The organism is Sphingomonas sediminicola (assembly GCF_049991885.1).
GTDB classification, from domain to species: Bacteria; Pseudomonadota; Alphaproteobacteria; order Sphingomonadales; family Sphingomonadaceae; genus Sphingomicrobium; species Sphingomicrobium sediminicola.
This window is the reverse complement of sequence record NZ_CP178916.1, coordinates 403,808-421,736: the sequence shown is the minus strand read 5'-3', so window position 1 is coordinate 421,736 and position 17,929 is coordinate 403,808. Positions and strand designations below refer to the sequence as shown.

Genomic DNA, 17,929 nt, shown 5'->3' with positions numbered 1-17,929 from the left:
GGTATCACTAAATTAGTGAATACTAATGGAAATGACCCAAACAATGCTCGATCCTGCCTTTGGAGATCAGGCTGCGGAAGCGGCGAGTCTTCTTAGGGCGATGTCGAACTCCAGCCGGCTGTTGGTGCTCTGCCATCTGGCGGGGGGCGTAGAGCTGTCCGTCAGCCAGATGTGTGAACTTGTCGGCTTAAGCCAGTCGGCCTTGTCCCAGCATCTCGCCAAGCTTCGCCAGGAGGGGCTGGTTGCCACGCGAAAGCTGGCCCAGACAGTCTTCTATCGCGTCGCCGATCCACGCGCCGAACGGCTGCTTGTGCTGCTACAGGAAATTTACTGCCCCGAGCTCGGCAGCGGAATATCGAGGAATTTCGCCAATGACTGATGACGCTCCCATCAAGAAGGCGATCGAGCAGGTCGAAGCGGTGACCCGCGGGGACGCGCGGGCGCCGACCGTTCAGGGTTTCTTCGACGAAGCGACCTTCACCGCGAGCTATGTCGTTTCCGACCCCGCCGCAAAGCGGGGGGCGATCATCGACAGCGTTCTCGACTTCGACCAGCCCTCGGGCCGCACGTCCACGAAGTCGGCGGATGAGATTGTCGATTACGTCCGCGAGCACGGACTAACCGTCGACTGGATCCTCGAAACCCACGCGCATGCCGACCACCTATCCGCGGGGCCGTACCTGCAGGAGAAGCTCGGCGGAAAAATCGCCATCGGGCACGAGATCCTTACCGTCCAGCAAGTCTTCGGGAAAATCTTCAACGAGGGCACTGAGTTCGCCCGCGATGGATCGCAATTCGACCGGCTGTTCACCGATGGCGACGACTTTTCGGTCGGGGAAATTCCGGTAACGGTCCTGCACGTTCCAGGCCACACACCAGCCGACCTGGCCTATGCGATCGGCGACGCCCTGTTCGTCGGCGACACAATGTTCATGCCCGACTACGGAACGGCCCGGACCGACTTTCCGGGCGGTTGCGCGAGGCAATTGTACCGCTCGATCCGGCGGCTGATGCAGCTTCCCGGAGAGACGCGCGTCTTCCTCTGCCACGACTACAAGGCGCCCAACCGCGACCAGTTCGTCTGGGAGACGACGATCGAGGCCGAGCGTGTCGGCAATGTACACGTCCACAGAGACGTAACCGAAGACGAGTTCGTGAGCATGCGTACGCAGCGCGACGCGACCCTCGACATGCCGCGCCTGATCCTTCCGTCGATCCAGATAAACATGCGCGCCGGTCATCTTCCGGAGCCGGAAGAGAACGGCACGCGCTACCTCAAACTGCCTCTCAATCTCCTGTGAGGGCTCGCTCATAATGCTCGAACCCCTCTCCCCAGTCTTCGCGATCGGCGGCGGATTGCTGATCGGTGGCGCGGCAGCCCTTTTGCTCATGCTGACCGGCCGCATCGCTGGTGTGAGCGGCATGTTCGCGACGGTCATGCGTATCGCTGACGCAGGGCCACCGTGGAAACTGGCGACAGCGTTCATACTGGGCTTGCCAATTGGCGCCGCGATCACGTCGCTCCTGGTCCGCAGGCCGGACATCGAAGTGAAATCCTCGATGCCCCTGCTGATTGCCGCAGGCCTGCTGGTCGGCTTCGGAACGAGGCTCGGCAATGGATGCACCAGCGGCCATGGCGTGTGCGGCATAGGCCGGCTTTCACCGCGGTCGATCGCGGCAACCCTGACGTTCATGGCGGCCGCGATCGCGACCGTCTTCATCACCCGTCACGTCCTGGGAGCCTGACATGCGCGCAATCATCCCAGCCTCCGTTGCAGGCGTCATCTTCGGAGCCGGCCTTGCGATGTCCGACATGGTCAATCCGGCGCGAGTTCTCGGCTTTCTCGACATTGCCGGCGCATGGGACCCCACGCTTGCGTTCGTGATGGGCGCGGCGGTCGTGGCTTCTGCCATCGGCTATGCCTTCTCGAGGCGCCTGCGTGCGCCCGTGTTCGGAAAGAGCTTTTTCATTCCGGAGAACCGCCGTCTCGATAGCCAGATCATCGGCGGCGCCGCCTTGTTCGGCATCGGCTGGGGCCTTGTCGGCTTCTGCCCCGGCCCGGCCATCACGGGGCTGATCTACGGGATGTGGCAGCCCTGGCTTTTCGTCGCGGCGATGGTCGCAGGGATGGCGCTGCAGAGGGTAATTTCCACGCAGCGCACAAGTGACCGTGCCGCCAAGGCGGACGCATGACCCTCGAGCCCATCCAATACGTCCTCGGAGCCATGTCCGGCGGCCTGGTCGGCTTCGTTCTCGGCCTGGTTGGCGGCGGCGGCTCGATCCTTGCGGTGCCGCTGATGGTTTACGTCGTGGGCGTATCCAGTCCGCACGTGGCGATCGGAACGAGCGCGTTCGCAGTGGCAGCAAATGCCGCCACAGGTCTCGCCAGCCACGCCCGTCACGGACATGTGAAGTGGCGGTGCGCTCTTGTCTTTGCGGTGTCGGGCATCGCTGGCGCGGCCATCGGCTCGACGCTCGGCAAGAGCTTCGACGGGCAAAGTCTGCTGTTCCTTTTCGCGCTGGTCATGATCGCGGTCGGAATCCTGATGCTCCGGCGGCGCGGAAGCGTCGGCAATCCGGAAGTAAAGCTGGGGCGGGAGAATGCGGGGAAGCTCGTCGCCTACGGGTTCGGTTCAGGCTTATTCTCGGGCTTCTTCGGTATTGGGGGCGGGTTCCTCATCGTGCCGGGGCTGATTGCGGCAACCGCCATGCCGATGATCAACGCCGTGGGCTCATCGCTCGTGGGCGTGACCTCGTTCGGGCTAACGACCGCGACCAATTATGCGCTTTCCGGCCTGGTCGACTGGCCGCTTGCCGCCGTGTTCATAGCCGGCGGCATTGGAGGCGGTGTCCTGGGTACGCAGGCGGCGCGCCATCTTTCGACGAAGCGCGACTCACTCACGCTCGTCTTTGCGGTGCTGATCTTCGTTGTCGCGGCCTACATGCTCTGGCGAACCGCCAGCCAGATCTTCTAGTCGCGCAACAAGCGGAAGCTACGCAGCAGTGAACGCGTAGATCATTGCTCCACCGACGACTGCGACCGTGAAGAGAAGCGACCAAAGCTGTCGCGAACGGTTGGCTTCGAATTCCATCGAATTTCCCCCACCCATGGGCGAAAACGCTCGCCCGCTGCGGACTATATCATCGGCTCGACCCGAGGGAGAGCGATTAATTCACTCAGAACATTAGGAATCTGCCCACGTGTTGCGTTGATAGCACGCACCGATCTTCGCAAATGCGCTGAATTGAACGCGTTCAAAACCTCTCGTTTACGATTGCCCATGCACCGAAGGCGGGATGGCACTTCAAGCACGTTTGGCCGCGTCAAAGGCCGGTAACCGCCGCTCCTCTCCGCGACGCACCCTTCATCTCCAGTCGACGCTCGCCGACGGCGGCGAGGAGGTTATCATCCATGACATCTCACACACCGGGTTGCTGCTCGAAACGACTGCGCTTCTGACCGAACGGCAGGCCTTGGACGTCGAACTTCCCGAAGTCGGGATCGTCCAGGCCAATGTGGTCTGGCGGAGCAGCCGGTTCGTCGGCTGCAGGTTCGCAAGCCCGGTTTCGCAAGGGGCCGTCAGCGCGGCGCTCCTCCGCAATCCAATCGCGCGTGCGAAAGAGATCAGCGAGGAACGCGCGTGGGAGAAGCTTGGCGCGCTGTGCGAGGTTCCGGAACAAGAACGCGGTCGGGACGCGCTGCCGATTGCAACAAGCGCCTCGATCATCGTCGGAGCTTCGCTGCTGCTTTGGGCTCTGATTCTCTGGAGCGTGGGGATTCTCTGACCCAAAGAAGGAATGAAAGAAAGAAGGAGCGCCGGCGTTGGGCCGGCGCTCCTCTTGCTTCGTTTCAACCGCGATTAGCGGCGGTAGACGTCGACGTCACGGATGTAGCCGCGGTAGTCCACGCTGCACCTGAACGACAGGTCAGGCTGATAGCTGTAGCCGGTCGCGCCGTAAGCGCCGTAGCCGTATGGACTATAGGCATACGCCCGGCCGCTGGTAGCGAGGCCGCGAACAGTCATCGACCTGCGGTTAGGACTGACCTGCGTAACCTGGAGAACGCGTCCACTCGGCTGCCTGGCGCCAAGCACTGCACCGAGAATTCCGGTCATGCCGACGCTACGATTGAGACGGCTCTGGACGGCCGCGGCGCACTGCTGAGCCGCCATGTTGGTCACATTGGCATTGTAACCGTAGGCATTGCCGTAAGGGGCGCCATATGGCGACGCATAGCGGGGCGCGTAGCTATAATATTGAGCCGCTGCAGGAGCGGCCGTTGCGAGCGCAGCGATACCTGCCGCACTGGCGAAAATCTTTGTAAACATGGTCATGGCTCGTCTCCTTTCAGATTACAGGAGCCTTCGACCGATTAAACGAACGGCAGCGGGCCGAAGGGTGCTGCATCCGTCTCGGAGAAACCTCGGCTCACCGCCGAAGCGTGAACGGTTGGTGAATTATGGATCCCGCGTAATTTGACCCCGCCAGATTGCTTAGAGATGTGAAACCGCTAGCCTCGCGACGAAGGACCGCAAACGGGGGCGCGTGATGGTTCCTGCCGTGTTCGTCATCGACGATTTTCTCCGCAATGCCGAAGAGGTCCGCCGCCAGGCACTCGGCCTAAGCTATGCCGTGGGCGGCCGCTACCCCGGCCTCAACTCCATCGAGAAGCTTCGAATCGAAGGGCTCGACCAAGTCGTCTCGACACTCGTGCACGAGCAGGTGCGCGCGCCATGGACCGAGGATTTCTCGCATGGTCACTGTCGCGTCGCACTGGCCTCTGACGAGCAGATCGCGCGCATTCACATCGACCAGAGCCATTGGTCCGGAATCCTCTACCTGAGCCGGCCCGAAGATTGCCAGGGCGGGACCGAATTCTTCCGGCACAAGAGGACCGGAACCGACCGCGTGCCGATGGACGAGGAGAGCCTGAAGGCGATCGGCTATTCGACCTACGAGGAACTCCAGAAGGACATTCTCGACAAGGATGCGCTCGACCGCTCGAAGTGGGAGCACACCATGACCGTGCCGATGCGCTTCAACCGGCTGGTCTTGCTGCAACCGCATTATTGGCACACGGCGGGCCCGGGGTTCGGCGACAGCCTCGAAAACGGCCGCCTGATCTACGTGATGTTCTTCTTGCGCGGCCAGCCGCAGCAGTAGGAATCCAACAAATGGACCACGCGACACCAAATCTTCCCTCGCGCGATTTCGAGGCGACGTCGCAATTCTACGGAAAGCTTGGATTCAGCGAGAGCTGGCGAGACCGCGGCTGGATGATCCTGAAGCGCGACGGCGCGGCGCTGGAATTCTTTCCTTATCCCGATCTCGATCCGCTCGAGAGCTCGTTCGGCTGCTGCCTCAGGCTCGACGACCTTGAGTCCTTCTATCGAACCTGCCGGGATGCCGGGGTGCCGGAAACCAGCGGAGGCCAGCCCAGGCTCCAGCTGCCTCGGAAAGAGCCCAGCGGTCTTACGATTGCCTATCTTGTCGATCCGGACGGATCGCTTGTCCGAATCGTGCAGAATCCGGCCTAGTCAGCTCGGCGTTCACCCTCCCGCCGTTCTCCCTCACGTCGATCATCGGTGCGCCCGCCCTGCCGGCGCTTGATCCCGGACCTGCGTTCCTCGCCGTCCCGGCGTTCCGGGTTTTGACGGCGGTCCCCATTCTCGGTGTCCTGATCGGCCATCGCCAGAAATCCTACCCTGTTAGGACCATTGGTCCCAATTGATTGGCGCAAGGAAGACACCCCCCGCCTCGTTGCCGAGCGCCCAGCGGATCTGCGCCGGAAATTGTTCGCCGCGCTCGACGCGCAGTGTCACATGCTCCCCGATACGGGGCGTCTCTGAAATCTCGAGGCGGAAGCCCCCGCTCGAGATATCGAGAATCGTAGCAGGCGATTCCACACCATCGGAATTGACCAGCATCACCTGGCGCCGAACATCCACTCTCGGCGCACGCTTTATGATTCCGGGTGTTCGAGCCATCGGCCTGCTCCCCACTCGGCACGACCTTAACATAGATAATGGTCGAAATGCAGGCCTAGTTCTGGCGACCTAGGCGCCGGTCCAATCCAATCAGCGCCAACGCCATGATAGCGAAGCCGCAAATCAGGACGGCAATACTGATCTGGAGGTCAGCCGGCGATTGGGTCGTTGGATTGAGGAACCAGTAGGCGTACCAGCCGTCCATCAATCCGCGACCGATCGCATAGACGATGTAGAGCGCGGGCGGCAGAAGCGCCCACCCGATCTCACGCCACCCGAGGCGCGGGTGCGGCGCGACGATCCAGAGGATCAGCCAGAGCAACGGCGCGCCGTCGTGGAGCGCGATGTCGGCGACTTTCTGCAGTCCCGTCGGGTTCCACAGCGAGCGGAGCGCGATGGAGTAGACCAGCCCGACCATCAGAATCGAAGTTGCGACCATCAACCGCGCCCGGGGTCCGGCCAGTCCGGCGGTCCCGCCAAGAGCAAGTGCTGTCGCCGAAGCGGCTGCCCCGATGTTGGTCAGGATGGTGAAGAAGCCGACGAAGCGCCACGTACCAACCGCCGGTCCCAAATTGCCGACGATCAGCACGAGCTGCAGCCCGAGACCGGCCCAGCCGGTCAAAGCGGCAATTCCAGCGAAAGCCCTGACGACCGATGCGCGCCTCACGCAATGTCCCTAGCACGAGACGCCGCGGGCGCGCTAAGCCAACTGAATGGCTACCGAACCGCTCCTCGTCCGCGACAATCCCGAACGACATCGTTTCGAAATCGATCTCGGCGACGGGTCTTTCGCGATCGTCGAATACACCCTCGCAGCGGACAAGATCATGTTCATCCACACCGGGGTTCCGGAAGCGCATGAAGGCAAGGGCATCGGCACGACCCTCATCCGGTTCGCCCTCGACGCGGCTCGTGAGCGTGGGCTGAAGGTCATTCCGATTTGCCCCTTCTTCGCTGCCTACATGCAGAAGCATGCCGAGGTTCAGGACCTGCTCGATCCGACCTGGCAAAAGAAGTTCGGCCTCGATTGATCCGGAACCGGCACGAACGTCGTTCGCTTACGGGCGGATGGAAAAAATTCGAGCGGGAGAACCGCGATGGAACAGCATTACGAAGGTGGCTGCCACTGCGGCGCGGTTCAATACGAAGTCGACCTCGACCTCGAGAAGGGCACGATCCGCTGCAACTGCTCGCTCTGCAGCAAGTCGCGCGCCTGGTTCGCATTCACGCCGGCCGACAAGTTCCAGCTGAAGAGCGGGGACGATAGTCTCACACGGTATCGGTGGACCCCACCGAATCGACCGCAACCCAATCTGACCTATTACACCTGCTCGACCTGCGGCGTTCGCACCCACGCAGGAGGCATGGACCCGAAGGGCCAGCATATGGTGGCCGTCCAGGTCGCGACGCTTGAGGGCGCCGACCCGGACGCGCTCGCGACGAGCGTTCACTACGTGGACGGCCGGCACGACCGGTTTGACCGCGAGCCGGAGCACAGCGACGCTCTTTAGCGGCGCCGTGTATCCGGAGCGGGATGGAACCGGCGCCGTAACAACGCGGTTTCCGCTGGACGCGACGGAGGGCTGAATTGTCCGACACGGCTCGGAAGAACATCATTCGAATGGCAGGAATCCTGATCGTCATCCTGGCGGCAGGATCGGCGCTTCTGCCGATGGAGCGCGGGCTGCCAGGGCGGCTGGTCGTCGGGTATCTGCTCCTGGCCGCCGGCATTATCGAGCTTTTGGCTGCCATGGCCCGCCGCATCCATCGGCCAAGCGCGGCGGTTGCGGGCACGGCCACCGTTCTTGCGGGACTAAGGCTGCTGCTCGATCCCGAGGCCAGCTTCTTTCCCGTCCTCAATATGGTTATCCTATGGCTCATCGTGCGCGCGGCCGCCCTCGCCTTCGCGGCCAGCCGCTGCCACCCGCCGCTCCGCAACTGGTTTGCCTTCTCCGCGGCGACCGACTTCCTGCTCGCGATCCTGCTGCTCGCAGGACTTCCGATCGCGCTGGTCGCCGCGGGCCTCTTCGGCCAGCCCAGCGAGATCATCGCTACCTTCGCCTGGGTCCTTGCGATCAGCTTTGTAGCGACCGGCTGCCTGCTGATTGCCGCAGCGCCCGCAGAGGCGACGGAGCGGGAATAACAAGTCGCACAAGCCGGGATGAAGTCCAGCGGGCGGGTCGTTTCTGGATCAGGAAGCGAACATTGAAGGAACCCGACTCGGGCCGCGCGCATTAAATCAACCAAAGTCAAGATTTAAAAAGAGACAAGAAATGAGGAAGCTAGCGCTCGCGCTTGCGGCTACGGCAGTTTGTAGCCTCAGCGTCCCCGCGACCCCGGCCCTCGCCGCGGTCGAGACGATCGAAGCCCAGATGACGGCAGCCAGCGCCGCATCGATTGCCCGTCAGGACATGTTCGACGCATTCGGCGAGGACACGATCAAGCCCGGTCAGTATCTATGGCGCGACGTGCCAAGGGATGCCGGCGAAGAGCGGGTGGTGATCAGCCTCTCGGACCAGCTGGCCTATCTGTACCGTGGCAACACTCTCGTCGCGGCTGCCTCCATCTCGACGGCGAAGGCGCCTAAGATCACCCCGACGGGTATCTTCACCATACTCGAGAAGCGGCCGATGTACCGGTCGAAGAAGTATGACAACGCGCCGATGCCGTTCATGCAGCGCATCGACGACTACGGGATCGCGATGCACGCGGGCTACAATCCGGGCGAGCCAGCATCGCACGGATGCATCCGGCTTCCAGCCAAGTTTGCCTCGAAGCTCTACCAGGTCACGGGCGTCGGAACGCCTGTTCTGATCGGCGCCTGACGATCTTCCGGCGCGGCTGGTCCCGGTATCCCCTTCACCGGGACCAGCCGATCACGAAGGTTCCGGTGAGTGAAGGACAGTCCACCAAAACCAGACGAGTGGGAAGATGAACAACAGAACCGTCCATGACGAACCGAGCGACGTAGACGCGGAAGAAGGTGTCGTGGTCCAGAAGGGACCGGACGACGTCAATGTGCGTCTCACGCCCGATGCTGCCGAGGAAACGTCGGACCGGTTAACAATCGGCGCGATGAAAGCTCGCGGGCAGCGATACTTCTCAGATCAGAAAAAATGAAAAGGGCCGCGGGTGGCGGCCCTGAATTGGATTCGGAAGGTGACGAGACAAAAGCCGTCCGGGTGGAGGGTGGGGTGTCAGGCCCTCGCCCCATCACCTTCCGATGCCTGCATGACGGCTCTCGAAAGAACCGTCACGCAAGGTAAGCGCGGAACGCTTTGAAACCGGCGCACGCAGACAGGTTCAATCCGAAAATCTCCCCCACCTACGACAGGCCGACCCTTTAAACGCCCCGAGTCGCGCGTACCAAAACGGGAGATTAGCATGAATTTTACGGGAGTCGGACTCTTCTGTGCATAAGTCGGTGGATCGCAACGCGATTTGCGATGCGGACGCCAATTTCCCGATGCAGAAAGCTCGTCCGAGCGGCCGAATTACGTTTGTGGCTAAACCTCGACTTCTTCGAGAGTCGTGGTTTCCGGAGCCGGCAAACCGCCAGATTTGATCTCGCTCTGGAGCTGCTCCTTGCGCATCGCCATCTGCTCTCCAAGCGCGTCGAGATCCACGTCGGCAGCCCGGGCCTGGGCGAAAAGCCCCTCCTTGGGCTTCTCTTCTTCCTCCACGTGATGCTCGATCTCTTCGCTGAGCACCTTCACCTTGGCGTCGTAGAATTCGTCGGAGGGCTCGCCCGCCTCGATCTCGGCGATCATGACTTTGGCGGCGTCATGCTCAACGAAGCTTTCCTTGAGCAGGTCCTCGTCAATCTTTCCCTCGAGAGCCGGATAGAAGATTTCCTCCTCGAGGACCGTGTGGATCGTCAGCTCCGTGCAGATCTCGAGAGCCAGCTTCTGTTTGCGACCATCGCCCTTCGCCTTCTCGAACTGTTCGAACAGGTCTTCGACCTTGCGATGATCTTCTTTGAGAAGGGCGATTGCGTCCTGCGACTTCGTGGTGACCATGGGGATTCCTCCTGATTTCAGTAATGAAACCACCACGGTGCGTTGGATGTTCCTGATTTCGATGAAGCCCGACAGCCTGCCAATTCCGACCGACCAAGGTCCCAACTGGAAAGGGATCGGCTACCTTGTTTCCATCGTCAGCGTTTTCTTCCTCGGCGCCATCGCCTGGCCGAAGCCCGAGGATCCGGAATGGCACCTTCCGGTCCTGATCGCCGGAATGGCGGCATCAATCCTCGGAATGGGCTTCCGTTATCTTGCTCATCGAAAGCAGCAGGCCGAAATCAAGAAGACCAAGGCTGAAGCCCGCAGCAGCTAGGCGTCAACCGCGGGAGCGTCTCCTGTCACGGACCGCATTGCCGTCACCGCTGGAGATGTCCTCCTCGTTCTCAGCGCGCGCGATGGATCGCGTCTCCGCTTTCCCGCCCTTGTCGAGCTCCATCCAATCGCGGAACGGCAGGTGATAGATCATGTCCATCACCTCGAACTCCAGCCCGCCCGGCTGGTTCGTGTTGCTGTTCCAAAGGGCGACGACGCCGCTCTTCTTCTGCGGATCGAACATGATCAACGAACGGTAGCCGGCGACGCCGCCGCGATGGCCGACGATCCGGTGGCCCGCATAATCGTAGCTGCGCCAGCCGTAGCCGTAGTCCGCCTCGCCCAGGCGCTCGAGGAACTTGCGGAGACGCCCGCGCTCCCCCGGGGTTTTCACCAGCGGCGCGTGAATCGTGTTCAGCACCTTGGGCGAAAGGACGTCCGGCATCTCCCCCATCTGCGCGAGCATCCACAGCGACATGTCCTTGATGTTGCTGTTGACGCCGCCGGCGGCCGGAACGCGGTAATAATTGTCGTTGAGAGCGATTTCGCGACCCGCCGCGTCGTGCGGCCGGGCCCAGCTCTTCGAGCCGGTCAGGCCGCCCATCGACACGCTCGCGTTGGTCATTCCAATCGGGTTGAACAGGTTCTGCTGGATCGCACGCTCGTAGGCCTGGTGAGTGATGTTCTCCACGAGCTCTGACGCGCCGTCATAGGCGACGTTTTGATAGCTCCAGCAGGTTCCCGGCGGGCAAATCAGGTTGAGCTGCGCGAGGCTCTGGCGGAGGATCTTCGTGTTCTGACCTTCCTCCAGCTTATTGTCGTAGGCGTTGCGGTAAAGGCCGAGCCGGTGGCTCAGCATGTCGCCGACGGTCGCGCGATATTCCGCGCCCGCCGGAAGCTTTAACGTCGGGACGTAGGTCGCGACCGGCCCGTTGAGGTTGACCTTGCCCTGCTCGGCCAATTTCGCGACCATCGTCGCGGCGACACCTTTCGAAACGGACGCCCAGCGGAAGACCGTGTCGGGCGTGACCGGCTCGCCGCCATTGGCTTCGGTCTCGCCATAACCCTTGAGGAAGGTGATGCGGCCGTTCTCGACGATTCCGACGGCCATTCCGACCATCGATCGCTGCTCCGCCAGCCGCTGAAGGCGACGGTCGATCGACGTGTAATCGACGTCCTCGCGCGCAGAGTTGGACAGTGCGGCGAGCCGGATGTGCGACTTCGGAATCGTCGGCGCAGGCTGCTTCGGCTCGGGACCGCGCATGGCCAGAACCGACGCCGCAAGCAGCGCAAACGCACAAAGTCCTAGAATATGCGGCTTTTCCAACGCGCCTCTCCCCACCCCAACGCAGCTGTGACTGTCGCGCCCAATCTGCTCAACGCCTGCTCGGGCATGCTGCGGCGAAGCGACCGCGCACCGCGACGAACGCCATACTGGTCATTGGCGGCCTCGTCGCTTAAACACCCCGCCGATGCAGTTCCTGAAGACCTTGTTCTGGGTCGTGATCGCAGTTTTCCTGGCGATCCTGGCCAGTCGAAACTGGCACGATGTTACGCTGAACCTGTGGGGCGACATCCAGCTCGACATCAAGGTGCCGGTCCTGATCGGCGCCATGTTCCTCATCGGTTGGCTGCCGACCTACGGGATCTACCGCGCCCAGCTCTGGCGTCAGCGGCAGCGCCTCATCAACGCTGAGCGCCAACAGGCTTTGCTGCGCACCCCGGCTCCGGCCGAGGACGCGCCCGCCGAATGAACCCGATTTTCGTCGCCATCGACACGCCGAGCATGGAGCGCGCCCGGTTTCTGGCCGCGCAGGTGCGAGAGGCTGCAGGCGGCGTGAAGCTTGGGCTGGAGTTCTTTTCGGCCAACGGGCCAGAAGGCGTGGCTTCGATTGCCGCACTGGGGCTTCCCGTCTTCCTGGACGTGAAGCTTCACGATATCCCCAACACGGTCGCGAAGGCGGTCGAAGCGTTGGCGCCGCTGAAGCCCGCCGTACTCACCGTTCACGCAGCGGGTGGACGCGCGATGCTCGAGGCAGCGAAAGCCGCAGCTTCGCCCGAAACAAGGGTCGTCGCGGTGACGGTGCTTACCAGCCTCGACGGGGGCGATCTTCGCTCGATCGGCATTGATTCGGAACCGCGCGAACAGGTCGAGCGCCTCGCCGCGCTTGCTCGGTCTGCGGGTCTCGATGGAATTGTCTGTTCCGGCGCAGAAGTGGCGGCAGCGAAAGCGACATGGCCGGACGGCTTCTTCGTCGTCCCGGGCGTTCGCCCGCCGGGTGGCGACCTGTCTGACCAGAAGCGCGTCGTTACTCCGCGCCAGGCGTTGGACGATGGCGCATCGATCTTGGTCATTGGACGCCCGATCACGGCAGCCGAGGATCCCGCGGCCGCGCTGAGCGACATCGCGGCGTCGATCCGGGACTAGACAAAGAGCGCGGGACAGGCCTAGCCGCCCGCCGCATGGAAATGAGGCAGCAATGAGCTGGTTGAGCAGGGTCCGCAGCGGCATCCCCTTCCTGCCGAAAAGGCAGTCGTCGGAGAACCTCTGGCACAAGTGCAAGAAGTGCGGGACGATGGTCTTCGTCAAGGAATGGGAGGACAATCTCAACGTCTGCCCGCGCTGTGAATATCACGATCGCATCGGCTGGAGCACGCGCTACGAGCAATTGTTCGACAAGGGCGAGTTCGAGGTCCTGCCGACACCCGAAGTGCGCGAGGACCCGCTGCGCTTCCGCGACAGCAAGCGCTACACCGACCGCATCAAGACGGCGCGCTCGACGACCGACATGCGGGATGCCCTGACCAATGCGAAGGGCAAGATCGAAGGCAAGCCCGCAGTCGTAGGCGTCCAGGATTTCGCCTTCATGGGCGGATCGATGGGCGTCGCGGTCGGAGCGGCCTTTGTCGCGGGCGTGCGCAGGGCGATCAAGGATCAGTGCCCGTACGTCATCTTCACCGCCGCCGGCGGCGCGCGCATGCAGGAGGGCATCCTCTCCCTCATGCAGATGCCCAAGACGACCGTTGCCCTCGCCGAGCTCAAGGATGCAGGCCTGCCCTACATCGTGGTGCTGACCGACCCAACGACGGGCGGCGTGACGGCCTCTTACGCCATGCTCGGCGACGTCCAGCTTGCCGAGCCCGGAGCGCTCATCGGCTTCGCCGGCCAGCGGGTCATCGAGCAGACGATCCGTGAGAAACTGCCCGAGGGCTTCCAGCGCGCCGAATATCTGCTCGATCACGGAATGGTCGACATGGTCGTCCCGCGGCAGGAGCTCAAGGAGACGCTCGCGAAACTGCTCGGCTACCTGACGCCGGAGAGGAAGAAGAAGGCGGCCTGATGCCGGACTTCGCACGGTCGGACGATCCGGCCGTTCAGACGCAGCTCGATCGGTTGACTTTGCTGTCGCCGGGAGGCGACCGGCTCGGCCTCGACCGCATCACCCGCCTGCTAGACCGCCTCGGTCGCCCGCAGGATGCACTGCCGCCCGCGTTCCACGTCGCCGGGACCAATGGAAAAGGCTCGACCTGCGCGTTCCTGCGCGCAGCGCTGGAGGCAAGCGGGCGGACCGTCCATGCGTTCACCAGTCCCCACCTCGTCCGGTTCAACGAACGCATCCGCATCGCCGGGAATCTGATCGAAGATGAGGCGCTGGCGGACCTGCTTGCCGAAGTCCTCGATGCTAGCGGCAACATCGAGCCGAGCTTCTTCGAAGTCACGACCGCCGTTGCATTCCTCGCCTTCGCCCGAGCACCCGCGGATACGGCGGTGATCGAAGTGGGGCTCGGCGGTCGCCTGGACGCCACCAACGTCATCGAACGACCGCTCGCATGCGGAATTGCTGCGCTCGGGATCGACCACCAGCAGTTTCTCGGCAAGAGCCTGGTCGAGATCGCCGGCGAGAAGGCCGGAATCGCCAAGTCCGGCGCTCCCCTGATCGTGCTCGCGCAAGCACCGGAAGCCGAGGATGCAATCCAGAAGGTGGCCGAAGAGCGCGGCGTCCCCGTCCTTCTGGAAGGCCGCGACTGGGCGATCGATCCGACGCTCCGCTCTTCGCTTCTCGGGGAGCATCAGGTCCGAAACGCGAACCTCGCGTGGCAGATGCTCCAGGCGCAGGAGCACCTGACGGTCGGGCGCGCCTCGTTCCTCAGCGGGCTCACGTCTGCGCGATGGCCCGCGCGGTTCCAGCAACTGGCCGACGGTCCGCTCACCAAGGGCATCGAAACCTGGCTCGACGGAGCTCATAATGTCGAAGCGGCCCGGGCACTTTCGGCTTTACTCGCCGATCACGGCTCGAAGCACATCGTCCTCGGTGTTCTCGCCAACAAAGATGCGGACGCGATCGTCGCCGAGCTCGCGCCTCACGCGCTTTCCTTCACCTTCCTGCCGGTCGCCGATCACGCGCATCACGACCCGGCCAAACTTGCGGCCCGCTTCGGCGGCCGCTGCGCAAACTCGCTGGGACAGGCGCTGGACGGCCTGCGGGCCCCCCGCCTGATCGCAGGATCGCTCTACCTCGCGGGTGAAGCGCTCAAACTCAACGACCAAATTCCAGACTAGCGGTTTTCCGGTAACTCCTCGTCCGGATGTGATGCGCGCGCATCTCCGGGCCCTTCAATCCCGGCAGTCCCGATCGACTGATCGACCAATCCATACCGCATCATGATCCAGAACAGGATAATCCCGGGCACTGCAGCTGCGGTGGTTAGCAGGTAGAAGTTCGCATAACCCATGGCGTCGATGAGGGCGCCAGCCGTCGTGCCGGTCAGGAACCGACCGACGATGCTCGCAGCAGCGGAGATCAGTGCGTACTGGGCTGCGGTAAATCGCAAGTCGCAGAGGGCCGAGAAGTAAGCGACGACACAGACGCCGCCGATTCCGCTGGCGGTATTCTCGAAGCCGATCGCTCCAGCCATGCCGAGATTGGAGTGCCCCACGCCTGCAAGGATTGCGAAGCTGAAATTCGATACCGCCATCAGGATCAGGCTTATCAAAACGGACCGCTTCAGGCCGAGGCGGCTATAGAGAACGCCGCCGATGAAGATGCCGATCAAATAGGCCCAGAACCCTACGCCCACATCGTAAATGGCGATCTCGTCGTTGGTGAAACCGAGGTCGTCGAACAGCAGGCGGAAGGTCAGATTGGCCAGCGTGTCGCCGATCTTGTGGAGCAGGATGAACAGGAGGACGAGAAGCGCTCCCTTGCGGGCGAAAAACTCGACAAACGGCTTCCAGACGGATTCGATTGTGCGTGCAATCCCCTTCTTCTCGGCAGGCTCGCGATGGCGCTTCGGCTCGCCCAGCAGGAGAGCGGTCAGCATGGCCGGAAGTGCAAGCGCCGCGCAGGCGAGATAGGCCGTCGCCCAATCCGCCCGTGCAGCGACCACAAGCGCGATCGCGCCCGCTCCGGCCGAGCCGATGCGCCACCCGTATTGCGACATGCCCGAGCCGACACCGAGCTGGCGCGGCTCCAATGTCTCGATGCGATAGGCATCGATGACGATGTCGAAGCTGGCGCCCGCGATGCCGACCAGAATCGCGGCGGTGACGACGCTGCCGATTCCATTCGCTGGATCCGCCAGTGCGAGATTGACGACGGCGGCAATCACCGCAGCGCCCGTCACCAGCATCCAAGACACGCGCTGTCCCAGCCTGCCGAGGATCGGCAGCCGGACGCCGTCCACGATCCATGCCCAGAGGAATTTGAAATTGTACGCGAGGAAGACGAGCGTGAAAGCAGTAATCGTCGACTTGTCGATCCCATCCTGCTTCAGGCGCGTGGTCAACGTCGCGCCGATCATCGCGTACGGGAAGCCCGACGAAATACCGAGGAAGAAGGCCGCGAAAGGCGCCGCCTCGGTGTAAGGACGAACGCTTGCGGGCAATGCCGAACGCCAGCCGCGGTCTGCCTCGGTTACAGTCGCCATCATTCCCTCCAGCTCGAATTCCATGCTTAAGCAGCCGGCGAGCGGCTGAACAGGGGGTGAGCAATTAGGCTTGCGCGAGCGTCCTGCTGAGCGCACTTCTCGCCGCATGGACATGCCTGCCAAAGCCTCGCGTCCAAGCGACGGGCAGCGCGCGCTAGCGGAGCGCCTGATCCGCGGAGAGCAGCCGCCAGCCCACGAGGTCGTGGAGCTGCGCGCCTCCGTCTACATCGACCCGCTTCGGTTCGAGCGTGAGCGACGCGCCATATTCGGGAAGATGCCGCTCCTCCTCGCGCCTTCGGCGCTTCTTCCGGACAACAATACGGCGATCACACACGACGGCTATGGCGTCCCGCTGATCATCTCGCGGAACGGCGACGGCCGGATCCACGTCATGGCCAATGTCTGCCGTCATCGCGGTACGAGGCTGATCGAGAGCACTGAAGTCGTCCCGGCCAAGCGTATCATCTGCCCCTATCACGCCTGGACCTACGGCTCCGACGGAGCGCTGATGGCCATCCCCCGTGCCGACTGCTTCCCGGGCGTCGACAAGGCGGACCGCCCGCTAATGCGCTTCCCGTCCGTCGAGAGCGGCGGCTTCATCTGGTTCGCGCACGACGAGGAGGCGGATTTCAGCGGCGTGACCGCGCTGGAGGAAGACATGGACGCGTTCGCCATGTCGAACCTGCACCTGTACCGCCGCCGCACGCACCACGTCACGTCCAACTGGAAGCAGGTGATGGACGCTTTCCTCGAAAGCTATCACGTCCAGCGCCTACACGCGGAGACGATCGCGCCCTTCTTCACCGACGGAATCGCGGCTGCGGACTTCATCGGCCCACACCAGCGCGCAGTGGTCGGCCGAGCCGATTATCTGTCAGAGATCGACCGCGACGACTGGGCGGCGTTGCGGCGTGTGTTGACCTACACTTACGCATTCTTCCCGACTTCGATCCTGATCGTCAGCCCGGACTACATCAATTTGCTGGTCGTGATGCCGCAAACCGTGGGCACCTGCCTGGTCGAGGACTTCATGCTGATCGGCGAGCCTCCCGATACGCCACAGGCGGAAGCGCATTGGGAAAGGAGCTGGGAGCTTCTCGACGGCGGCACCTTCGCGGCCGAAGATTTCCGCGCGGCAGCCCTGTGTCAGCGCGGAATCGAGTCTGGCATGGTGAAGACGATCACCATTGGCGGATTAGAAAACGGAATCGCCGCTTTTCACCAACGGCTCGACAATCTCCTCTAGCCCTCGTCGGGAACAAACAACTCGACTCCCTTCGGTGGCTTTGCCGCCTTGCCGGCGAGGCGCCGGTCGACGGCATTCAAAGCGAGCTTGAGCGTCCGTTCGCTGTACGGCTTGTTGATGCATCCAAGCGCGAGGTGAGTGGATTCCGTCGGCAAGGCGTGACCGGTCGAAAAGACGATCGGTATCCCGCGATTCTTCGCCGCGCGGGCTAAATCCAGGCCCGTGCGCTCACCGGACAACCGGTAGTCGCTCAAGATCAGATCGATCTCTTCCCGATCCAGAAGCTCGATGGCGTCCTCGAAACTGTCGAGCGTCGCGACGACCTCATATCCGAGGTCGCCAAGCATCACCTCATTGTCGAACGCGAGTAATGGCTCGTCCTCGACGATGAGAATTCGATTGACGATACGTTTGCGCTTCCCGAACAGCATCC

Annotated in this window: 26 protein-coding genes; 19 read left to right on the top strand and 7 right to left on the bottom strand. The window is 62.7% G+C overall.

Going from position 1 to position 17,929, the window contains the following annotated elements; translation table 11 throughout:
• The first annotated feature begins 31 nt into the window (after window positions 1–31).
• The 6 genes from ACMC5O_RS02225 (at window position 32) to ACMC5O_RS02200 (ending at window position 3,787) form a co-directional block, all read left to right on the top strand.
• Window positions 32–379: an ArsR/SmtB family transcription factor gene (locus ACMC5O_RS02225; RefSeq protein ID WP_426693183.1), complete on the top strand. Its 348-nt coding sequence runs from the start codon at window positions 32–34 to the stop codon at window positions 377–379.
• On the top strand, window positions 372–1,301 hold the full coding sequence (locus ACMC5O_RS02220; protein WP_426693182.1) for an MBL fold metallo-hydrolase: 930 nt from the start codon (window positions 372–374) through the stop codon (window positions 1,299–1,301). Before ACMC5O_RS02225 ends, ACMC5O_RS02220 begins: the two co-directional genes overlap by 8 nt.
• A 13-nt stretch (window positions 1,302–1,314) precedes the next feature.
• The gene (locus ACMC5O_RS02215) at window positions 1,315–1,746 is read left to right on the top strand and encodes a YeeE/YedE family protein (RefSeq protein WP_187707889.1); all 432 of its coding nucleotides are present in this window, start codon (window positions 1,315–1,317) and stop codon (window positions 1,744–1,746) included.
• 1 nt (window position 1,747) lies between these two features.
• On the top strand, window positions 1,748–2,194 hold the full coding sequence (locus ACMC5O_RS02210) for a DUF6691 family protein (RefSeq protein WP_187707890.1): 447 nt from the start codon (window positions 1,748–1,750) through the stop codon (window positions 2,192–2,194).
• Window positions 2,191–2,976 carry a sulfite exporter TauE/SafE family protein gene (locus tag ACMC5O_RS02205; RefSeq protein ID WP_187707891.1) on the top strand — a complete coding sequence of 262 codons (786 nt, stop codon included), beginning with the start codon at window positions 2,191–2,193 and terminating at the stop codon, window positions 2,974–2,976. Before ACMC5O_RS02210 ends, ACMC5O_RS02205 begins: the two co-directional genes overlap by 4 nt.
• A gap of 322 nt (window positions 2,977–3,298) precedes the next feature.
• The gene (locus ACMC5O_RS02200; protein ID WP_187707892.1) at window positions 3,299–3,787 is read left to right on the top strand and encodes a PilZ domain-containing protein; all 489 of its coding nucleotides are present in this window, start codon (window positions 3,299–3,301) and stop codon (window positions 3,785–3,787) included.
• Between the two features lie 74 nt (window positions 3,788–3,861).
• On the opposite strand, the gene ACMC5O_RS02195 is transcribed toward ACMC5O_RS02200, so the two are convergent.
• Window positions 3,862–4,335, bottom strand: a complete 474-nt coding sequence (locus tag ACMC5O_RS02195) for a hypothetical protein (RefSeq protein WP_187707893.1) — start codon at window positions 4,333–4,335, stop codon at window positions 3,862–3,864.
• 214 nt (window positions 4,336–4,549) lie between these two features.
• Here ACMC5O_RS02195 and ACMC5O_RS02190 point away from each other — a divergent pair, with 214 nt between their 5' ends.
• Both ACMC5O_RS02190 and ACMC5O_RS02185 read left to right on the top strand, forming a co-directional pair.
• Window positions 4,550–5,164 carry a DUF6445 family protein gene (locus ACMC5O_RS02190; protein ID WP_187707894.1) on the top strand — a complete coding sequence of 205 codons (615 nt, stop codon included), beginning with the start codon at window positions 4,550–4,552 and terminating at the stop codon, window positions 5,162–5,164.
• A gap of 11 nt (window positions 5,165–5,175) precedes the next feature.
• A complete protein-coding gene (locus tag ACMC5O_RS02185; protein WP_187707895.1) occupies window positions 5,176–5,538 on the top strand; it encodes a bleomycin resistance protein in 363 nt (120 codons plus the stop codon).
• 171 nt (window positions 5,539–5,709) lie between these two features.
• On the opposite strand, the gene ACMC5O_RS02180 is transcribed toward ACMC5O_RS02185, so the two are convergent.
• Together ACMC5O_RS02180 and ACMC5O_RS02175 are read right to left on the bottom strand one after the other, a co-directional pair.
• Window positions 5,710–5,988: a PilZ domain-containing protein gene (locus ACMC5O_RS02180; protein WP_426693181.1), complete on the bottom strand. Its 279-nt coding sequence runs from the start codon at window positions 5,986–5,988 to the stop codon at window positions 5,710–5,712.
• Window positions 5,989–6,043: 55 nt separating this feature from the next.
• Complete coding sequence (locus ACMC5O_RS02175; protein ID WP_187707897.1) at window positions 6,044–6,655, bottom strand: Pr6Pr family membrane protein; 612 nt, start codon at window positions 6,653–6,655, stop codon at window positions 6,044–6,046.
• A gap of 46 nt (window positions 6,656–6,701) precedes the next feature.
• Between ACMC5O_RS02175 and ACMC5O_RS02170 the strand changes: the two genes are divergently transcribed.
• The 5 genes from ACMC5O_RS02170 (at window position 6,702) to ACMC5O_RS02150 (ending at window position 9,108) form a co-directional block, all read left to right on the top strand.
• Window positions 6,702–7,019 carry a GNAT family N-acetyltransferase gene (locus tag ACMC5O_RS02170; protein WP_187707898.1) on the top strand — a complete coding sequence of 106 codons (318 nt, stop codon included), beginning with the start codon at window positions 6,702–6,704 and terminating at the stop codon, window positions 7,017–7,019.
• Window positions 7,020–7,085: 66 nt separating this feature from the next.
• Entirely contained in the window at window positions 7,086–7,499 is a 414-nt protein-coding gene (locus tag ACMC5O_RS02165) for a GFA family protein (RefSeq protein ID WP_187707899.1), read from the top strand.
• Window positions 7,500–7,576: 77 nt separating this feature from the next.
• Window positions 7,577–8,131 carry a hypothetical protein gene (locus ACMC5O_RS02160; RefSeq protein ID WP_187707900.1) on the top strand — a complete coding sequence of 185 codons (555 nt, stop codon included), beginning with the start codon at window positions 7,577–7,579 and terminating at the stop codon, window positions 8,129–8,131.
• 130 nt (window positions 8,132–8,261) lie between these two features.
• Window positions 8,262–8,813 carry a L,D-transpeptidase family protein gene (locus ACMC5O_RS02155; protein ID WP_426693180.1) on the top strand — a complete coding sequence of 184 codons (552 nt, stop codon included), beginning with the start codon at window positions 8,262–8,264 and terminating at the stop codon, window positions 8,811–8,813.
• A 106-nt stretch (window positions 8,814–8,919) separates the two neighbouring features.
• Window positions 8,920–9,108 (top strand): hypothetical protein, encoded by a 189-nt coding sequence (locus tag ACMC5O_RS02150; protein ID WP_187707902.1) that lies wholly within the window; start codon window positions 8,920–8,922, stop codon window positions 9,106–9,108.
• Between the two features lie 386 nt (window positions 9,109–9,494).
• On the opposite strand, the gene ACMC5O_RS02145 is transcribed toward ACMC5O_RS02150, so the two are convergent.
• Complete coding sequence (locus ACMC5O_RS02145) at window positions 9,495–10,007, bottom strand: hemerythrin domain-containing protein (protein ID WP_426693179.1); 513 nt, start codon at window positions 10,005–10,007, stop codon at window positions 9,495–9,497.
• A gap of 46 nt (window positions 10,008–10,053) precedes the next feature.
• On the opposite strand from ACMC5O_RS02145, the gene ACMC5O_RS02140 reads away from it, so the two are divergent.
• Entirely contained in the window at window positions 10,054–10,323 is a 270-nt protein-coding gene (locus tag ACMC5O_RS02140; RefSeq protein ID WP_426693178.1) for a hypothetical protein, read from the top strand.
• A gap of 3 nt (window positions 10,324–10,326) precedes the next feature.
• On the opposite strand, the gene ACMC5O_RS02135 is transcribed toward ACMC5O_RS02140, so the two are convergent.
• On the bottom strand, window positions 10,327–11,586 hold the full coding sequence (locus ACMC5O_RS02135; RefSeq protein ID WP_187707904.1) for a serine hydrolase domain-containing protein: 1,260 nt from the start codon (window positions 11,584–11,586) through the stop codon (window positions 10,327–10,329).
• A gap of 208 nt (window positions 11,587–11,794) precedes the next feature.
• Here ACMC5O_RS02135 and ACMC5O_RS02130 point away from each other — a divergent pair, with 208 nt between their 5' ends.
• Genes ACMC5O_RS02130 through ACMC5O_RS02115 form a run of 4 tightly spaced genes read left to right on the top strand, consistent with a single transcriptional unit; the run spans window position 11,795 to window position 14,883 of the window.
• Window positions 11,795–12,076 carry a hypothetical protein gene (locus ACMC5O_RS02130; RefSeq protein ID WP_187707905.1) on the top strand — a complete coding sequence of 94 codons (282 nt, stop codon included), beginning with the start codon at window positions 11,795–11,797 and terminating at the stop codon, window positions 12,074–12,076.
• Window positions 12,073–12,750, top strand: coding sequence for an orotidine-5'-phosphate decarboxylase (pyrF, locus tag ACMC5O_RS02125; RefSeq protein WP_187707906.1), 678 nt, complete (start codon window positions 12,073–12,075; stop codon window positions 12,748–12,750). The genes ACMC5O_RS02130 and pyrF overlap by 4 nt, the downstream gene beginning before the upstream one ends.
• Window positions 12,751–12,802: 52 nt before the next feature.
• Window positions 12,803–13,663: an acetyl-CoA carboxylase, carboxyltransferase subunit beta gene (gene accD / locus ACMC5O_RS02120; RefSeq protein WP_187707907.1), complete on the top strand. Its 861-nt coding sequence runs from the start codon at window positions 12,803–12,805 to the stop codon at window positions 13,661–13,663.
• Complete coding sequence (locus tag ACMC5O_RS02115) at window positions 13,663–14,883, top strand: bifunctional folylpolyglutamate synthase/dihydrofolate synthase (RefSeq protein ID WP_426693177.1); 1,221 nt, start codon at window positions 13,663–13,665, stop codon at window positions 14,881–14,883. The genes accD and ACMC5O_RS02115 overlap by 1 nt, the downstream gene beginning before the upstream one ends.
• On the opposite strand, the gene ACMC5O_RS02110 is transcribed toward ACMC5O_RS02115, so the two are convergent.
• Window positions 14,880–16,250, bottom strand: a complete 1,371-nt coding sequence (locus ACMC5O_RS02110; protein WP_187709941.1) for an AmpG family muropeptide MFS transporter — start codon at window positions 16,248–16,250, stop codon at window positions 14,880–14,882. The two genes, ACMC5O_RS02115 and ACMC5O_RS02110, sit on opposite strands and share 4 nt — an antisense overlap.
• A 106-nt stretch (window positions 16,251–16,356) precedes the next feature.
• On the opposite strand from ACMC5O_RS02110, the gene ACMC5O_RS02105 reads away from it, so the two are divergent.
• Window positions 16,357–17,496 (top strand): aromatic ring-hydroxylating oxygenase subunit alpha, encoded by a 1,140-nt coding sequence (locus ACMC5O_RS02105; RefSeq protein WP_426693176.1) that lies wholly within the window; start codon window positions 16,357–16,359, stop codon window positions 17,494–17,496.
• Here the strand turns inward: ACMC5O_RS02105 and ACMC5O_RS02100 are convergent.
• On the bottom strand, window positions 17,493–17,927 hold the full coding sequence (locus ACMC5O_RS02100; protein WP_187707908.1) for a response regulator: 435 nt from the start codon (window positions 17,925–17,927) through the stop codon (window positions 17,493–17,495). The two genes, ACMC5O_RS02105 and ACMC5O_RS02100, sit on opposite strands and share 4 nt — an antisense overlap.
• Window positions 17,928–17,929: the final 2 nt, after the last annotated feature.

Bases quoted from the DNA above. Each gene is read 5' to 3' on its own strand.
- ACMC5O_RS02225 (WP_426693183.1), top strand. From the start codon at position 32: ATGACCCAAACAATGCTCGATCCTGCCTTTGGAGATCAGGCTGCGGAA.
- ACMC5O_RS02220 (WP_426693182.1), top strand. From the start codon at position 372: ATGACTGATGACGCTCCCATCAAGAAGGCGATCGAGCAGGTCGAAGCG.
- ACMC5O_RS02215 (WP_187707889.1), top strand. From the start codon at position 1,315: ATGCTCGAACCCCTCTCCCCAGTCTTCGCGATCGGCGGCGGATTGCTG.
- ACMC5O_RS02210 (WP_187707890.1), top strand. From the start codon at position 1,748: ATGCGCGCAATCATCCCAGCCTCCGTTGCAGGCGTCATCTTCGGAGCC.
- ACMC5O_RS02205 (WP_187707891.1), top strand. From the start codon at position 2,191: ATGACCCTCGAGCCCATCCAATACGTCCTCGGAGCCATGTCCGGCGGC.
- ACMC5O_RS02200 (WP_187707892.1), top strand. From the start codon at position 3,299: ATGGCACTTCAAGCACGTTTGGCCGCGTCAAAGGCCGGTAACCGCCGC.
- ACMC5O_RS02195 (WP_187707893.1), bottom strand. From the start codon at position 4,335: ATGACCATGTTTACAAAGATTTTCGCCAGTGCGGCAGGTATCGCTGCG.
- ACMC5O_RS02190 (WP_187707894.1), top strand. From the start codon at position 4,550: ATGGTTCCTGCCGTGTTCGTCATCGACGATTTTCTCCGCAATGCCGAA.
- ACMC5O_RS02185 (WP_187707895.1), top strand. From the start codon at position 5,176: ATGGACCACGCGACACCAAATCTTCCCTCGCGCGATTTCGAGGCGACG.
- ACMC5O_RS02180 (WP_426693181.1), bottom strand. From the start codon at position 5,988: ATGGCTCGAACACCCGGAATCATAAAGCGTGCGCCGAGAGTGGATGTT.
- ACMC5O_RS02170 (WP_187707898.1), top strand. From the start codon at position 6,702: ATGGCTACCGAACCGCTCCTCGTCCGCGACAATCCCGAACGACATCGT.
- ACMC5O_RS02165 (WP_187707899.1), top strand. From the start codon at position 7,086: ATGGAACAGCATTACGAAGGTGGCTGCCACTGCGGCGCGGTTCAATAC.
- ACMC5O_RS02155 (WP_426693180.1), top strand. From the start codon at position 8,262: ATGAGGAAGCTAGCGCTCGCGCTTGCGGCTACGGCAGTTTGTAGCCTC.
- ACMC5O_RS02150 (WP_187707902.1), top strand. From the start codon at position 8,920: ATGAACAACAGAACCGTCCATGACGAACCGAGCGACGTAGACGCGGAA.
- ACMC5O_RS02145 (WP_426693179.1), bottom strand. From the start codon at position 10,007: ATGGTCACCACGAAGTCGCAGGACGCAATCGCCCTTCTCAAAGAAGAT.
- ACMC5O_RS02140 (WP_426693178.1), top strand. From the start codon at position 10,054: ATGTTCCTGATTTCGATGAAGCCCGACAGCCTGCCAATTCCGACCGAC.
- ACMC5O_RS02135 (WP_187707904.1), bottom strand. From the start codon at position 11,586: ATGCGCGGTCCCGAGCCGAAGCAGCCTGCGCCGACGATTCCGAAGTCG.
- ACMC5O_RS02130 (WP_187707905.1), top strand. From the start codon at position 11,795: ATGCAGTTCCTGAAGACCTTGTTCTGGGTCGTGATCGCAGTTTTCCTG.
- pyrF (WP_187707906.1), top strand. From the start codon at position 12,073: ATGAACCCGATTTTCGTCGCCATCGACACGCCGAGCATGGAGCGCGCC.
- accD (WP_187707907.1), top strand. From the start codon at position 12,803: ATGAGCTGGTTGAGCAGGGTCCGCAGCGGCATCCCCTTCCTGCCGAAA.
- ACMC5O_RS02115 (WP_426693177.1), top strand. From the start codon at position 13,663: ATGCCGGACTTCGCACGGTCGGACGATCCGGCCGTTCAGACGCAGCTC.
- ACMC5O_RS02110 (WP_187709941.1), bottom strand. From the start codon at position 16,250: ATGGCGACTGTAACCGAGGCAGACCGCGGCTGGCGTTCGGCATTGCCC.
- ACMC5O_RS02105 (WP_426693176.1), top strand. From the start codon at position 16,357: ATGGACATGCCTGCCAAAGCCTCGCGTCCAAGCGACGGGCAGCGCGCG.
- ACMC5O_RS02100 (WP_187707908.1), bottom strand. From the start codon at position 17,927: ATGCTGTTCGGGAAGCGCAAACGTATCGTCAATCGAATTCTCATCGTC.